Origin of the sequence: Ohtaekwangia kribbensis, assembly GCF_042676245.1 — a bacterium.
Lineage (GTDB): Bacteria > Bacteroidota > Bacteroidia > Cytophagales > Cyclobacteriaceae > Ohtaekwangia > Ohtaekwangia kribbensis.
Map to the genome: position 1 here is coordinate 519,614 of NZ_JBHTKA010000003.1, position 15,713 is coordinate 535,326.

Sequence of the window (15,713 nt, forward strand, 5' to 3'; positions counted from 1 at the left end):
ACAGCATCCTAACTTTTCTGAACAATTTTGCGGCATCGACAGGTCGATATTATAACATCTCCAACATTTCAGCAGCCACTTGTATCGACCCGCTAATTCAATGGCAAAGTATTATTGACGAAATAGCAAGGAAGGATTTTTCAGAGACCCTACGCAACAAAATAGAATTAATCACAATGCAAAGCTTAGTACCTGCATTGCAAATTGACGATATTGCTTTTAATACCGGCTACGTAAGCCGCTTCTATAAATTGCACCTTACTAATAAAGCAAATCATTTTGCATGTTGGCATATAATGAACATTATAAAACCCATAGTAAAAACCCTTGATGCGATTTCAACTAAGTGCCATGAGATAGAGGCATGCTCTATCATTTCAGATTATCCTTCTATCCCGTACTTTGATGAAATATTCACAATGGTGCATTTAAGTAAAAGGATATTCTAAAGAAAAACGTTGGACTAACTTTTGAGTCTTCACAGTGATAAAATCATGGTGCCGTATTCACTGTGATATCTATTACAGTTGTTTGATTTTCTTCCTGCATTTCCACGTAACGCGGATCAAGCTGGCTAATCAGATAAGCAGTTTGATTGTCGAAATGTGTCAAGAGTATACCTAGATTATATCCTTTCAATACAACTGTATCAGATCGAAAGTATAGCGTCAGACTATTAATCTCTCCAGTAACGTCGAGCTTTTTAGAGACAAGATCAATATAGCTAAATGAATGCTTGTTCCCATTCGGCCATGCGAAACAAACACTCCGCATACTTCCAGGATGTTGGTAGAACTGATTGTCGGTTTCCGATTTTATAGCAGCATTCTCTTCTGAACTACTGGACGGATTACCTTCGCGTAGCTCGTCATATTTTTGTTTAAATTTCGGGTTCATGATAATGCGCTCGTGAAGGTTCTGATTCCTCTATTGTCTTGATTTTGTCTGAAGGCGAGGGCTGGCGTTGCAAATCGGCCCGTATATAGCGGTCAACATCATCGGCCTTTGTCTTCCTCGTGTTGAGCAATTCGATCGCAGACTTCCTCTCTCCCATTTCAGAAGCATGTTCCATCAATTCATCTTTACTATCGGTATATAAATGCACGCGGTCTTTACCGCGAGAAACGGACACATAGAATTGTTTCATATCCGTTGCCGGGAAGGTGGCCGCAGGTTGTGAGATAAAAACTTCATCGACAGTTTTTCCCTGGGAAGCATGCGAGGTAATGGAATGCGCATGCGCCAAATGACCGTGATCTTTCGAAAGCGTATAGGTATTTTTACTCACGCTATTGCGCACCTTGATATTTCCTTTTTTCGAGACGGAAAGAACTTCAAGTGTCTGCCCATTTATCAGGCGTCTGTTCTTTACATCAAACCCTTCGCGCGTGATGCGAATCTTGTCACCCTTTGAAAGACTGATTTCTGTTTTTCGATAGACTTCAAATTTCTTGTTGTATTCTATCGGAAGGTTTGTGGTTTTACCTTCGTCATTCTTGATTTCTAATAAGTCACCATGGACTTTATTGACAGCCCAAGCCGTACCACGCTTGACACCTTTTGCGTTCTGATTAAACCAGAGAACATGACCTTCATTGTAATTGCGGCTATCATTTTTCTCTGCTTCTGTCAGATTAAGATTGACAAAGCGCGTGACGTTGATTTCACGCTTGCCTATCAATTTTGCTTCGCGCAATTTCTCACGAATAGCTTGCGTAACAACATCGCCTTGCTTGTGTGTAGGCGAGATGATGAGAGCGGATTTACCTTGCTGTATAGTTGCCAGATAATCATTGACAAGTGTCTCATTCGGCTTTTCCTTGTCAATCGTTTTGATCGCTTGCAGCTTGTCCAGTTTCTCAAAGGCATCCTTGATTTTGCCTTCGGAAAGGTCTTGCACAGCCTCTCGGTAGTCTTTATTTTTTTGACGGAAGATACGGCTTACTTCAGCCGTGCGTATCCCGCCAACGGTATTCAGAATGCGTAACGCATCCCCACGCACAACGCTGGTATGTTGACGTGTATCTCCGACAAAAACAATTCGGGCATTTCTCTTTGTGACGAGATCGAGCAGGGAGGTTGTATCTTTTGTACCGAGCAATCCGGCTTCATCCACAATCAAGACATTGTTACGCAATTTTTCCTGAAGCTTTTTGTCCAGGAGAAGTTTGGCGACTGTCTCGGCTTCCTTAAAGCCTTCATATCTCAGAACACCGCGAGAAGCCTCCGAAGTCGGGGCAACATAGAGAGCTTCCTTGTGTGTTTGTGAAATCAGGAAGTTTAACTCCTTCATCATCGTGGTCTTGCCAGCACCGGCGCGACCACTAATAATCGACACCCGATCCGGGGTCGTCAGCACGTGCCGCGCGGCCTCGTGCTGTTCGCCCTTAAGGTCGATAAAGGGAACTTCAAGATAGAGTGGTTTCAATTTACCCTTGCCCGCGTTAGCGAGGGCGATCATACGTTTCTCTTCGGCCAGCACCTCTTTGGTTGTGCAGACAAAACGATTATTAGCCTCTTTCACCTGAAAGATGCGGGCATCCTTCTCAAAAGCTTCTGTAATGCCTGCCAGCGAGACTTCTCGGCCCATGGCGTGTCGATAGGCCGCAGCCAGAATGCGTCTTCCTGAGGCCACAGAAGCCCGCTCAAAGCAGTAGCTCAAAGCATGATCGACACAATGCTCTGGGGCTATATAGTCAAGCTGCCTTTCTTTTGCATAACGTATAGCCTTGCCGCCATCTTCTTTACCCATGCCGCCCGCTTCGCGTATCTGCTTTCGCCAAGCCTCTTTAAGTTCGGTCATCGTATGGCCTTTCTGTTTTTTCGAGCGCGTACGTGCGCCAAGCCCGTCAAGCTCTTTTGCATCGGTAATCCCTTTCTCTTTTGCCACCCGTCCGATTTCATCGGTGCGTTTGGAGAAGAGGTCAATTACTTTTTGAGGCACACCTTCAATCTCAAATGCTTTATCCGTTCGCTTGATTTGATAGCCGAGCTTCACCAGATGATCCGCAAGCCTCTTATGAAAGCGTTCTTGGTAATACGGCATATCGCGTTTGATGTCGCGGAACTGTCCAGCCTTTATCTGCTTCTCTTTTTCATCCCATGTCGCATTGAAAACATACGCATGGGCATGAAGGTGCATGTCTGGCATTGAGTCATCAACAGGCCGTGCCGTCTGATGAATAAATTCCGCCCAAGCCAATTCTCCCGTTTCACGATCATTATACTGACCAGCCTTGCGGATGCGTGTCTTACTGTCAGCTTCAATATCAAGCATTGTATCATGAACACATGCCTTGAACGCTTCGAGTATATGATTGTCTTTGGACAAGACGTGAATAATCGACACGGATTTAGGACAATGAAAATTTATATCGTAACCCACCGTTCGCTGACTGATCGTGCGTGGTGTTAAATGTTCATTGGTCTTGGGATTGATATTATCACAGAGGGAATAAAACGTTTCCTTATCGACTGTCCCTTCGATTCCTATACGCGTAGCAAGACGCCCCAGAAAACGACCAGCGAGTTCCTGATCGTCCAGGTAATAATCGGATTTAAGAAGTGCATCGTTAAAGTAAGCTTTGGCATGGCCAGCCGAGCTACTTTGAATCATTCGGATCATAGAGAGAAGTTATACTTCAACATCTCAAAAACGGTCGTATGAAAATCGTTACGCTAAACAAAAAGTTCTGCCCTTTGCATTGCCCAACGTGTGACCTATACACAGCCCTATATTAAAACAAATTGCATCAGACATCTTCCCTATGCAGTGCATAGGGGATGTCAATGTACCTCTACGGCTTCGATTTGCTCTTCGGTAAAGGAAGACACAATCTTGGTTCGTACATTTTCATCGGCTGGCCTACGTCCATAAAAACGAACGCCACGGGTTTCACTTGAATCTTTACCTTCAACAAATGAATCAAACATCTCTTCGTTCAATATCATTTCATCCATCTTGTCCATTACGAATTCATCACCGAGGCGGTAAGCGCCTTTATAGCTAAAGTGATAAAGGATGCTGCACGAGATAAGAAGCAGTCCTATAGGCTGGGCAAAAAGAAAACAGACGATGCCAGCTATTAGAAAGATGGCAGGCTCATAAATCGTTTCAACAGTTCGCGGAGTTGGCGTAACACCTTTAATTTTGAAATTATAAAAGCGAGGATCAATGTCGCCTGTATAAAGACTGAATTTTTCAAAGTCGAAAACGGAAGGATTTCGTTTTACTTCTTTCCACCGTATGATACTGAAATATAGAAACGCAGCCACAAATATATACCATGTAACATAAAACATGAGGAATGTTCCTGTCACCAGATGACTATTCCTACTGAAAAAGAAAAGGCCGCCTGAAAGCAGAAGCGGCACAATTACCAGAATAATGGACAACAGAATTGCTTTTGAAAAAGAAAAATAACGTTCACCAAAGTTCTTTCGGATAAAGACTTCAAGCAAAAGCCGAGGATACGAAGACATAGTGAGAAAGACACGGACAGCGAACTCCGAGATGGCGTTTGTCCTTTTGTAAACTTGACGGTAATAGAGATTTTTTTTCATAACGGATAGAGTTTAGGGTTTTATTTAAAAGAACTATGCTAGTAAATCAAACTACTGAAAGGTATTGCAAGGTTTACACCTGCTGAGAATCTGTCATCACTTGATAGGCTTTCAATGGTCTCGAAGAGGTCGGTCCATTTAAATTGAATTTCCAAGTTGATTTTTTTATCATCCTCTTTTCCTGAAAGCATAAGCGGTAAGCCTGCTGTCAGATCGAAAGGATCATAATTCCCAAACCACTGTTCCACTTTTATACTTATTCCGAAATTCTTATCCCAAATTGTTTTCTTAAAGATTTTAGTTTCAGGAAAGAGCCAGACGAATTGTCCCATAACTTTCGTTGATGTGAACTCCTTATAGTCGCCAACATAGATTTCGTTGTCATCAACGGAAACAAGTTGCACCGTATCCGGCTTTTGGTTTTGTACGTAATCATTAAGATCATATTTCTTTATGCCTTGCTTGGTCTTAATGCTATTTTGGAAGAGAAGTCCGGCACCACCAGACAAGTAAAAGAGTCCTCTCCGGCCATCAAGCATATAGGTGTATTGAATATTCGCATCATAACCTTTGAAATTTACTTCTTCATTCTCACCGAATATTGCGGGTCTAATATTCAAGCTCGATCCGACCAATGTATAATTTCCCCAAATGCTGATCCAATATGATGACACCGCATTGTGAGCCTTCTTTGAGTCGAACGACTCCACTTCAGCTTCATACCAAGCTTCGATAGCTTGATCGTTTTCCTTGTCCTCAAACTCTTTAATCAGTGAATCTATTTCAGCATTTCCACTTATATTCTCATTGGGGCTCAGGTTTTGAAGGGAATCTTTATAGAGCCCAAGTGATTCCTCAAAAACCGATTTCTTTTCTTTGAAATCGGCCTCCAGCTTTTTAAGATTATTTGCTCTTTGGAGAGCCATGTATTTCTGTTGTGCAGGTGGACACAGCCAACGTTTCCTTTTGTCTTGTTGCATCTCATCTTCCAAAGGCGGATCAAAAAAAACACTCCCGCCTATGAACCATGTGAATTTTACTCCTACAGAGAGTTCTTCATTAAACTCTCCTTTTGAAAAAATATCCGAAAAATTATCCTCTGCCTTTGCTTTAAATGAAGGAGTCAATAGACCCCATACTTTTCCAGTATTGTGATCCACAGTTCCGTCATCGCTCTTGAAGTCTTTAGTTCTTTTGAAAGCGATGTTCCTTCCCAGAGTCAATTCGCCATCGCTAATGTCGGCTATAAAGAAGCTTTTGTATAAAGAGACATCGCCATCTTCAGTTAAATAGCGAATTGATTTTTTTGCAAGGAAAAGATTAAGACCTCTGGTTGTTAGATTCCTATCTTCAAAATAATTTGTTCGCGCAGACTCCGCGGCTATGGAGTCACGCGCTTTAGTAAAATTTTGTGATTTTGTGATAGAAAGAGAACAAAACAATAATAAAATCAGGAGAAGATTCTTTTTCATGATGATACAGTTTAGGTAGGTATAAAGTTTTGATTGAATTTTGCCTTGATATAATTTTCTTCATTCGAAAATGAATCGCCTTGTCTATGGATATAGCACTCCACGACAAAAGCATTCCGAGGGCCACCCGTTTTTAATTTGACAAACTCTTCTGACCTTATAATTCTTTCTGATTTGGTCGATATTGTTTTCGTGCGTGACAAGCTCGGCCCGGTATCAGCGACAGACGTGCGTATATATTCCGCATCACCCATCAAAGAGGATGAATAGTTATTGGTTTCTATGTCGGCATTGGCATGAAAGATCTTCGTGTTAAGTGTTCCGAGAAAACTCTTCACACGGTATTCGGCTTTTCCACCTCCCATGTTCGCGTAATAGTTGGGAAGATTTTGAGAGATATAGACCGTACATATCCGGCTGCTTCTGGCCGTTGCCTGATAATCGGCATCATACTCATGTAGGAATATATGGGCTTCATCTGCGAAAAGAAATATAGGGCGGTCATTTACCTTTATATCTCTACGCTCCATTGCACGTTGCCAGATATACTTAAACATGATTTGTGCATCACGGCCAACCTTGTCATACAACTTGACGGGAAGATTTATGAGAATGATTTTTCCGTTCAGGCAATCGTCCGGTTTGATCGTTGATGTCCTATCACAGAACAGAGTAAAGACAGGATCACGCATAAAGCGAAACAGAAATCCGACAAGAGAAAACTCAATGATAGATCGTGTCTTTTCATTGAGGGATATATAGTTCGCTTTGAAAAATTCTTCGACATTGCTAATCAACCGAAAGGCAGGAACTTCTATGGCCGCCCTTTCGCTGGACGTTCCGTTTCGTTCCATCTCGCTTAGTTGTTCAGGGGTGAGGCCACGCTCCCACTCTCGTAGTTTCTCTTTTACTTTCTTGTCTGCTAGAACAAGGGCTTTTACAAATGCTTTATCGGCACTATCAGGGTTTTTAAGTTCATCCAAGCTGCGGGGAACGGATTGGGCAATCTCATATATATGCTGAATAGTCGAAAAACCATAAGCAAGACTACATAGATCAACAATGTTATAGATAAGCAGATCAACCGCATTCTCCCAAAAGGCATCGTCTGACTTTCCTTTGTCCTTTTCTTCACTGGCCTTTAATACGGTTTTGAGAACATGGACTATATTTCCGGTAATGGAGGTTTCGCCACCACGAGGAGCCGATTCATATTCGAGGAAATTGAAAAATTCTTTCCCACCTGGTTCGATGATGACAAGATCATTTAGCCTGCCTGTAAGGCGGCAATACTCAATCCAGTCTTTCTTCTCATCCGCTTTAGCCGTAAGGACAAGGCCGCCGAATTTTGCTTTCAGAAATTTTAAAGCTATCGTGCGGCCGGAGCCAGAGGTTTTACCGGAGCCTATACCTCCGAAAATTTGCACACCCTCAAAAGCATGACGGATTGTCCAAATATCATTATTTAGGTTATTGCCTAACGTGAGCAGAGGCGTTTCGGGATCAAAGGTTATCACACAGCAGCAGGTTTAGATATAAGGCAGCCTATATCTAAAGATAATCACTTGTGCGTTCTTTTTGACGTGTGGGGAAATGGTAGTTTTGTACTATATCTATAGTATAAATGTACTAAGCACGAGATCTATTCAATGAAAGATTGGATTATCCCAAGCATGCCCCATTAACGGAGAGGTTTGTGCGGCTTCAAGGCCTAGATTTAGAAAGTATTCACGATACTTTATTGCACCGATAATGCGGTATTCGGCTTGTGTTATTTTATCGCGTTCACTGGGCTTTAGCGTGGAAAGGAACTCACGGTGTAATAGTTCTACTTGCAGCGAATAGCGGGGGTCTGGGATATAACCCAACAGGGAAGCGATCTTTTGCTGCGAGAGTTCTTTATATTCAAGCATAAAGCTGTCGTATTCCTTCATATCGTCTTGAGAATAGACAGGAGGATTTACAACCTCATGAAGATCGGCATTGCGGATATGCTTGATATGAATATCCACTGCATTGTGAAGTTCATCGTTCGACTGGAATCCTCTATTGAAATAAATATGAAGCAACTGGCGGATATATAATTCGTGCCATTTGTATTTTTTAGTGGCCGGGATATAGCCCAACCGCTGTTTTATCATGCTGATAGCGGCAAGCTCGTATTCCGGCAGATAACTTCTAGATGCATTATACAGGTCTATATCTGTGATATTCGTATCCAGTCCCAGATATTCCCGTATCGATTTTGCCTTTATCGGATCAACAAATCGGTCAACCACAAAACACCCTATAAATATCAAATAATCTGAATATGTATATTAGCATAACAGGTTCAAATGTCAACTGTTATGAAGGAAGAACGTTTTGATGAAATCAAAAAGAAATACCCTGAGGTTACCGAACTTGTAGAAAAAACAGTATCCGAAATTCGTGCCCTCAACGAGGTATTAAAATCTCTACCAAAGGATAAAGGCCCTGAGCCGCAACCCAAAGGGCCGGGTGATATACCTATAAATACACAGTGGAGACAAGCCGAAAACAGAATCATCTATGAAAGGATGATTCATGAGAAACAGGAATTTCTGTTAGAGGGTATCGGCAAGATTACAGAGAGAGTTGATCCGCATACAAAACAATCTATCGACTCACTCATGCTATACGAATTGAGTCGTTTATCAAAAGGAGAAGAAGCCAATAAAAGCGAAAAGGAAAGCAGCATAGATTCAAAAAAATCACTTACCGATAAGCTGATGGAATCAACACCACTTGCTCAATATATATCTGCGAAGGAACCCATCACCGAAGAGGTAAAAACAGTCGATAAATTTAAAGAGAACTCAAAAGAGATAAACGAGCCGGAGAGATAATTTTTTGCTGGTGAGAAAAAAGAAACTATCTGCTCTTATCAAGATCACGGTCTTTATCGTTATTCTGAATCGTTTTAAGGAACTCCGGATCGGTCATGCTTTTAGGACGTTGCTCACGAATTTTATCAAGCAAGACTTGTTTGTAGCCATCCTGAAAACCCTGCATACGTTCACCATCGCCTTTGGCCGATACAAGTTTGTCTGCTAGATCGCGTGAATGTGTTGTAAGTAAATATCCTTCATTAAAACCTTTGATATAATCAGGCGAGGGAGTGACTGTTTCATCTTCCATAGTCAAAATGTTTCGCGTGCGTGTTGCTCAAGGTATATATTAATTGACTCTCGATTATAAAGAATGATTTTCTTTTGAGGTTGAGAAAAACGCACCTTTCCTTCGTCCCTTAACTTCTGCATTGTTGTCTTTGACTTGACATTTAGAAGACGCATAGCTTCTTCATTAGAAACCCACTTATCTTGGTCAGTTCCATTCTTTTCCTTCAGACGATATACAACTTCTTCGATAAGCGCGTAGAACGCCTGTTCTTCGAGACAGATAACATTCATGGAGCCGTTTTGTTTAGCTAAATTCAATTGAAGGAAAGTTGCTGGCAATGTCTGCTTTATCCGTTACATAGATAATCGTTTCTGAATCTGCGTATGACGCCTTTAGCTTCCCCCAAACTAATCCTTTAATCTCAAGAGCAGCACTGCTCTCAATGTCACCCACGCTATCAATAGATCCGAAAGGCCCTTTTACCCACCAGCAATTTATTTTGTTGGTGCCCGATTTGTTTCTCACCTTAACAAATACTCTGCCCTTAAGATTTATGTAGAAATAAATCGTTTTGATCTCACCGGGATTAAGTTGAATCTTTTCCATTAGTTTCCTGCCGGTGTATCAATCGTAAGTGCGAGTCGTTTGAAATTTGATAAATCTTCAATACTCAAATTCACTCCCTCGGAACTCAGCCTACCTCGATGAAAGATTTCCTTTTTTCCATTAAAAAAAATTAATTCTAAAGTAAACGATTGCATTCGATCAGAGAATTTAGCGAAGTAGGTTCCATACTTTAATTTTCCATTTGTCATCCCCTCGAAAACGGCAGGTAAATCGGCAGTTCTCCAAACAAGTTTCTTATAACTTACAAAGCCACGTCCAGTTCGAGAACAATCGTGACATTGATTAGCAACTCGCATCAATACCTCCTTTTCGGTCACTTGTTTAATCCACTCAACGTGAGAATGACTTCCGTCTGTTCCTCCACTTCGTGCGCTGATAAAGACCTCATCATCTTGCAATGTAAATTTACACTCTCTAGCCTCCCATCGTCCTTCCTTCCCTGTCGGTCCAAGCGAACACTCAAAAGATTTTTCCAGTATTACATCATCGGCAACTTGCTTCTGTCCGTGTTCGACAAGGCTATATCTAACTGGATAAATCGGTAGCAACAGAGCTTGCCACGAATACGAAAAAATCTGCTTGCCATTCTTATTGACAGATATTTCAATTGGTATTCGAGTGACATCATTTATTTTGAATTTGGAGGCTAAAAAGGAAAAAGGACAAGTAAAACTTGTCACATAAATTTGATCGGACTTTATATTATTCGGATCAATAGGCCTACCATCAACCTTAACACTCACCGTAGACTCCGGTCCAAATGCCCCCCCAACCAGCGTGAAACGGTGCGATCCCGTTGCCAATTTATATTGGCTGTACCCGATAATTCTTCGCAGTGGATAAACATCCTCCTTAAATGGAATTTCATTTATTAAGCTTTGCGCATCAAGAGCAACAAATTCCTCTAAGTCCAGAATGCCGCCTTGAAGTTTGTTAGCAAGTTCTTGAAGCCTAGTCAAATTAGCAGACAGTTCCTTGGACAAGTAATCCCTATTTGTTCTAGTTTCCTCTTGAAATTGAATCATATAATTCCTTACCATGACATCCATAGTTCGCGCATTTTTTTCCAATAAATAATCTCCTCCAGTTATGGCACTTTTGATGGCTATATTTACGTCGGTCATAAGATCATCCAGAATTTTTTTCCCGCCGATAACCGTAATGACCGATGATAGATCAGTGCAAGCATTGCAACCTGGGAGCAATGCGATTAACGCAATACAGAAGAATGACGTGACTCTGCGCATAGGTAAGAGGGGTTAAGGCTTGCTATACCAATTTTAGATAAAAGCCCATCACTTGCCTAGTCGGCAAAATGATGGGCTCGCATCTAATATATCTTTATTTTTGGAAAGGAGAAAATCCTTGAGTATGAAAATTGCTAATGGCTATCTCGCTTGCAAATTAGATATCACTGAAACATTGCGAGAGGCATGACAATGTGCACGTGCGACCTATCCTTGGACAAGGTTCGTTTAAGATTACCTACCGAGTGGAATGTTCAAAGGGCATTTATGATCCGGAAATCAATACAGTGCCAACAAATTAAGAATTGGGTAAAGATTACGAATCGACAAGGAACACCATTGGTTTATACAACCACAGATGGTCCTATATCGTCATCAAGGATAATTAGACCTAAGCTCTCTTAAACAGGCCGAACAATTATTATATCATTAGGATCAAGACCGTCCTGTACAAAAAGCTCGGGTGTGTTTTCTTCTTCTATTCCTTCCATCATGACTAAAGCTTTTGCTTGATCAAATGACTTTTGGATCGAGTTCCCGAATCCTATTGAAGAATAGAATTGTGAAGCAAATACTCGGGCTGCTTCATCTCCAATACTCGTGTTCATTCCAATCGCGGTTTCAATATGTTTTGTCACGGCTTCAGCCTGATTGCGAGAATAGCACGTATTAAAGAACACCAGACGGATATTATCCGATGACGTTCTCATCGCTTGAACAATAGCCTCCTTGCTAACGAGCTTTGCTGACCCATCCGGGTTTTGAAATACAATTTGATCGTCATCGGTGCCATGCCCGCTAAAATGGACCACTGTGGGATTGACCTCATTTATTGCCTGAAGAACATCAGCGGAACGTATAGCCCAACGTGTTTCAAATTTAACCGCATCGCGATGCTTTGCTTTTTGTATCATCTCAGTAATTGAACGAGCTTCCTCATCGAGCCGGAGTTGGGGCTGGTCTTGTGGATTGGCGGCCAGGAACAGAACAACAATTTTCTCAGGCAACTGTTGAAGCTTTTCAAGACGTAATTGAGTATCTCGATGAAGTGCTTCATGCCGAGATATCGTGCTACTTATTCGGTTCATTTCATAGTCAAGACTTCTGGATTGTCTTTGCAATTCGTCGTTACGTTTCTTTTGTTCTTTTTCTTCTTCTCTGGCAACCTTTCTCTGTTCGTCGCTCAACTCTTTTTGCTTGCGGGCAATTTTTAAATCCCAATCGGCAACTCTTTTTTCAACCGTCGAATATTCTTGTTGATAACGAGATATTTCTCTTTGCTTGGAGGCTGCACTGCTAGCATTCCTTGTTTGTTGAAGTGCACGTGAAGCTGTATTTATTTTGGAAGATATACTTGCCAGCTTACTATTTTCTGTTGCTTTATTCTTTTGGAACTTTGCTAGTTCGTCCATCTTATGGGCGACATTTCTCCGATATGTATCCAGCGTTGACATGTTATCTCAGTTACTCTTGCCACTCAAAATTGTTTCATTATACCGATCTATAGCATCTTTTTGCAACCCGGCGAGATAAACTTGGGTAGTGGTTAATCTTTGATGCCCCAGCATTTCGCTTATCGCCGTAACAGGAATTGCCATGTTGTTCGCAATTGAAGCAAAGGAATGACGACTTACATACGAAGTTAATTTTTCTTGGATGCCAGCTTTTCCTGCGATGATTTTAAGCCGCTTGTTGTAGCGCTTTTGTGCCCATTGAATATCCTTGTATTGATCAACCAGCGCCTCTCTTTTGATGATTGGCAAAAGGAATTCCTTTTCCTTTTTATCTTTTAGATAATGATCAAGAATGGGTCTTAGATTTTCAGTGATTTTGATGTCAAAAAATTTTCCGGTCTTGCGTCTTCTATATTGAACACGTCCGTCAATGATGTTTGCCTTTGTCAGGAAAGCAAGGTCAATGAATGGTGCGCCCATCATATAAAAGCTCATCAGAAAAATGTTCCGAGCTTCGCCAAGGCTCTCTTCACCTTTCTTGAATTTAACTTGTACGATCTTCTGAATGGCATCAAGACTGATCGCACGTTTCTTCGTGGGCTTGCTTGGTATGGTGTATTGCTCAAACGGATAGGCTTCTTTTTCAACCAACTTTTCTGCAATGGCTTTATTCAAGATGGCCCGTATCCCGCGCATGTAAACGGACAGACCGTTTTCACCCAAGCCTTTTTCCAGATAGTAGCTTTCAAACTTTTTCAGGAACATGTAATTCAGTTCACGAAACGGAAAGTCCACTTCATTCCGGAACTTCTTTACCTCCCGAAGGATATTACTGTAGTTCCGGGCGTTACCAATCTTATTAAGTTTAATAAGCTCCTTGATCTGCTTTTCGACATATTCGAAAAAAGTGGCTTGGTTGCCCTTTGTTGAAATCAGCCCTTTGAGCTCCGTGATGGAGAGGTAGTCTAGCTCATTCCGATCATGCAATCTGGCTATAATGTCCAGAGCCTTGGCGCGTTCCTTAGCCAGGAGGTTATTAATACGGGTGACGTTCTCAAGCCCCTTATAGCTTCTCCTGATCTGGCGGCTTTCATCATCCCAAGATGCTTCAGGGATAGAATACCCGGTCGAAATGCCGGTCGTTTTTCCGTTATGGCTCAGGCGAAGGATGACGGGAAAGGTTTTATCCGCCTTTTCACGGCGGGTATCAAGGCTTAAAACGACACTGGAATTCATAAGAGCAGGGGTTTATTTGCACTTCATTTGCACTTAAACACTGGATTTAAGCGTGTTTAAAGATAGTCAAAATGAGTCATAAAACCTGTTTTTTGGCTATTTTAAAACAAATGCGACCATATCAATTCAGGAATTCCATGCCTTACAAGCAGAGGGTCGGGGGTTCGAACCCCTCAGCTCCCACACTTAAAGCCATCGTAATGATGGCTTTTTGTTTTATATATTATGCAAGTTGTTCGTAAGTATATAGATGATGGCTCCGTTTTAACAGAAAAAATAAAATATAGGCTCTTGCGTGGCTAAAGAGCATCCCGACCTCAGTCGGGAGGGTCGGGGTTCGAAACCCTCAGCTCCCACATGGAAAAAGCCATCACTCCGATGGCATCCGTTTCAAGTCACATAATCTCCATTAATCACCAAGTACTGGCTGAAGTTTCCCGGAAGTCACATCTTTAGGATGACGTTTCTGATTCCCCTATGCACTGCGGTAACATTTTTCTTAGTATCCTGTTTACATTCCTGGCAATTACCTGTCTCGGACAGTATGAGCACAACTATAAAATCCGAAAGATCTCGTCATCGAACTCAGTAGCAATGATTCAGCGACTGGAGGATATGTTTGAGACAGAAAAACAAACCGATTTCAAAGATTATCAGCGTGACCCCATTGTACAATCTATCAACATCGAGCGGTTCATTGCGCTCAAGAAAAGTGTAAAACAAGGATATTTCCTGGAGGATGATACGCTGCAACAATTCGTAAAGGCTGTAATCGAAAGAATTGTACAAGCCAATGGCCTGAGTGAACAAACGAAGCGCTACGCATTTATAGCCGACAATGCAGCCCGATCTGCCAGTTGTCATGGCAAAGGTATATTTATTGTCAACGTTGGGCTGCTGGCGGCTATCAACAAAGAAGACCAGCTCGCCTTTGTGTTGGCACATGAAATAGCACACGATGAATTAGGACATATACGCGAAAAAATATTATTGGAGAGAAATGTAAAACTTCAGGCAAAATCAAAAAAATTCACGAAGCAAGTATTCGACTATAACAATGATATAGACCTTGAAGAACTCGAAGAATACAGAAACACTGCTTACCATGTGATGCGTCATTCTCGAAGTGCCGAAACACAGGCAGACTCACTTGGCTTGCTATATTTAAGCAAAGCTGGTTATCAAAAAACAGGGGCGTTAGAATTACTGGAGTTGCTGAAAGAAGGAGACAAACCCAAATATGAAATAGGCATAGATTTCTTTCTTCCGTTCGATAGTCCGCAATATCCGTTTCAAACCTATTGGCTTAACGAAAAACCGGGAGTATATAATGTATTGCGTAAAGGAAGTACAAATGTTTTCTCTTACGATTCACTATTAACGCATCCAGATCTAAAACGAAGACAAGCTTATCTGAACGCTGCCAATTATGAAGTCGCTAATTATACTTCGCGCACCGAAACGAATTCTTCTGTGAGTATAGCCATTTCCGAACTACAAATTATACACAGCTCTTTACGTGCCGGCAAATTTGATCTCACGCTATACTATGCCATGCAAATGCTAAAAAAGTATCCGGACAATGCGTTTGTTACCAGTCGCATTGGTATAGCATTGCTGAATTCACTCCTGGCAAAAGATGACAACGTATTCAGAAATATAGTATCGCCCTACACGGGAACTTATAATGAAGAGCAACGATTGATGAATAACTTTCTGTACAATCTTGAACGCAAAGAACTCGGTGAAGTAGCGTATCATTTTATGAAGCGTAAAGATCACTTCAACCCAAACGAGCGCGGTCATTATTACTTGTTGTGGCGTCTCTGTGATTTGACCTATCGATACGATGAAAAAAATTCGGTGGCTAAACTTTATAACTCAAAATTCAACAGCGATATCACCGCATTCAGCTTCAAAAAGAAATAGCTATAACAAATAATAAAGCCATCATTTTTGATGGCTTTATACTG

The 15,713-nt window shown here is 41.5% G+C and carries 14 protein-coding genes; 2 read left to right on the forward strand and 12 right to left on the reverse strand.

All coding sequences use genetic code 11. The features are described 5' to 3' along the window. Positions 1 to 492 precede the first annotated feature (492 nt). The 6 genes from ACFQ21_RS12845 to ACFQ21_RS12870 all read right to left on the reverse strand — a co-directional run bounded on the left by ACFQ21_RS12845 (position 493) and on the right by ACFQ21_RS12870 (position 8,314). Positions 493 to 897, reverse strand: a complete 405-nt coding sequence (locus tag ACFQ21_RS12845) for a hypothetical protein (RefSeq protein ID WP_377579598.1) — start codon at positions 895 to 897, stop codon at positions 493 to 495. Then, positions 881 to 3,625 carry a MobF family relaxase gene (gene mobF, locus ACFQ21_RS12850; protein ID WP_377579599.1) on the reverse strand — a complete coding sequence of 915 codons (2,745 nt, stop codon included), beginning with the start codon at positions 3,623 to 3,625 and terminating at the stop codon, positions 881 to 883. The genes ACFQ21_RS12845 and mobF overlap by 17 nt, the downstream gene beginning before the upstream one ends. A 161-nt stretch (positions 3,626 to 3,786) precedes the next feature. Further along, positions 3,787 to 4,482, reverse strand: coding sequence for a hypothetical protein (locus tag ACFQ21_RS12855; protein WP_377579600.1), 696 nt, complete (start codon positions 4,480 to 4,482; stop codon positions 3,787 to 3,789). 119 nt (positions 4,483 to 4,601) lie between these two features. Continuing rightward, entirely contained in the window at positions 4,602 to 6,035 is a 1,434-nt protein-coding gene (locus ACFQ21_RS12860) for a hypothetical protein (RefSeq protein ID WP_377579601.1), read from the reverse strand. A gap of 11 nt (positions 6,036 to 6,046) precedes the next feature. Next, entirely contained in the window at positions 6,047 to 7,552 is a 1,506-nt protein-coding gene (locus ACFQ21_RS12865) for a type IV secretory system conjugative DNA transfer family protein (protein ID WP_377579602.1), read from the reverse strand. 129 nt (positions 7,553 to 7,681) lie between these two features. Beyond that, on the reverse strand, positions 7,682 to 8,314 hold the full coding sequence (locus ACFQ21_RS12870) for a hypothetical protein (protein ID WP_377579603.1): 633 nt from the start codon (positions 8,312 to 8,314) through the stop codon (positions 7,682 to 7,684). 69 nt (positions 8,315 to 8,383) lie between these two features. Between ACFQ21_RS12870 and ACFQ21_RS12875 the strand changes: the two genes are divergently transcribed. Beyond that, positions 8,384 to 8,902 carry a hypothetical protein gene (locus tag ACFQ21_RS12875; protein ID WP_377579604.1) on the forward strand — a complete coding sequence of 173 codons (519 nt, stop codon included), beginning with the start codon at positions 8,384 to 8,386 and terminating at the stop codon, positions 8,900 to 8,902. Positions 8,903 to 8,927: 25 nt separating this feature from the next. Here the strand turns inward: ACFQ21_RS12875 and ACFQ21_RS12880 are convergent, their stop codons facing one another. The 6 genes from ACFQ21_RS12880 to ACFQ21_RS12905 all read right to left on the reverse strand — a co-directional run bounded on the left by ACFQ21_RS12880 (position 8,928) and on the right by ACFQ21_RS12905 (position 13,740). Then, positions 8,928 to 9,194, reverse strand: coding sequence for a hypothetical protein (locus ACFQ21_RS12880; protein ID WP_377579605.1), 267 nt, complete (start codon positions 9,192 to 9,194; stop codon positions 8,928 to 8,930). 2 nt (positions 9,195 to 9,196) lie between these two features. Continuing rightward, a complete protein-coding gene (locus ACFQ21_RS12885; RefSeq protein ID WP_377579606.1) occupies positions 9,197 to 9,466 on the reverse strand; it encodes a helix-turn-helix domain-containing protein in 270 nt (89 codons plus the stop codon). Positions 9,467 to 9,479: 13 nt separating this feature from the next. Further along, the gene (locus ACFQ21_RS12890; RefSeq protein ID WP_377579607.1) at positions 9,480 to 9,782 is read right to left on the reverse strand and encodes a hypothetical protein; all 303 of its coding nucleotides are present in this window, start codon (positions 9,780 to 9,782) and stop codon (positions 9,480 to 9,482) included. After that, the gene (locus ACFQ21_RS12895; protein ID WP_377579608.1) at positions 9,782 to 11,050 is read right to left on the reverse strand and encodes a hypothetical protein; all 1,269 of its coding nucleotides are present in this window, start codon (positions 11,048 to 11,050) and stop codon (positions 9,782 to 9,784) included. The genes ACFQ21_RS12890 and ACFQ21_RS12895 overlap by 1 nt, the downstream gene beginning before the upstream one ends. A 401-nt stretch (positions 11,051 to 11,451) precedes the next feature. Continuing rightward, a complete protein-coding gene (locus ACFQ21_RS12900; RefSeq protein WP_377579609.1) occupies positions 11,452 to 12,504 on the reverse strand; it encodes a CHAT domain-containing protein in 1,053 nt (350 codons plus the stop codon). A 6-nt stretch (positions 12,505 to 12,510) separates the two neighbouring features. After that, positions 12,511 to 13,740: a phage integrase SAM-like domain-containing protein gene (locus ACFQ21_RS12905; protein ID WP_377579610.1), complete on the reverse strand. Its 1,230-nt coding sequence runs from the start codon at positions 13,738 to 13,740 to the stop codon at positions 12,511 to 12,513. Positions 13,741 to 14,217: 477 nt separating this feature from the next. Here ACFQ21_RS12905 and ACFQ21_RS12910 point away from each other — a divergent pair, with 477 nt between their 5' ends. Beyond that, a complete protein-coding gene (locus ACFQ21_RS12910; protein WP_377579611.1) occupies positions 14,218 to 15,669 on the forward strand; it encodes a M48 family metalloprotease in 1,452 nt (483 codons plus the stop codon). The last annotated feature ends 44 nt before the right edge of the window (positions 15,670 to 15,713 follow it).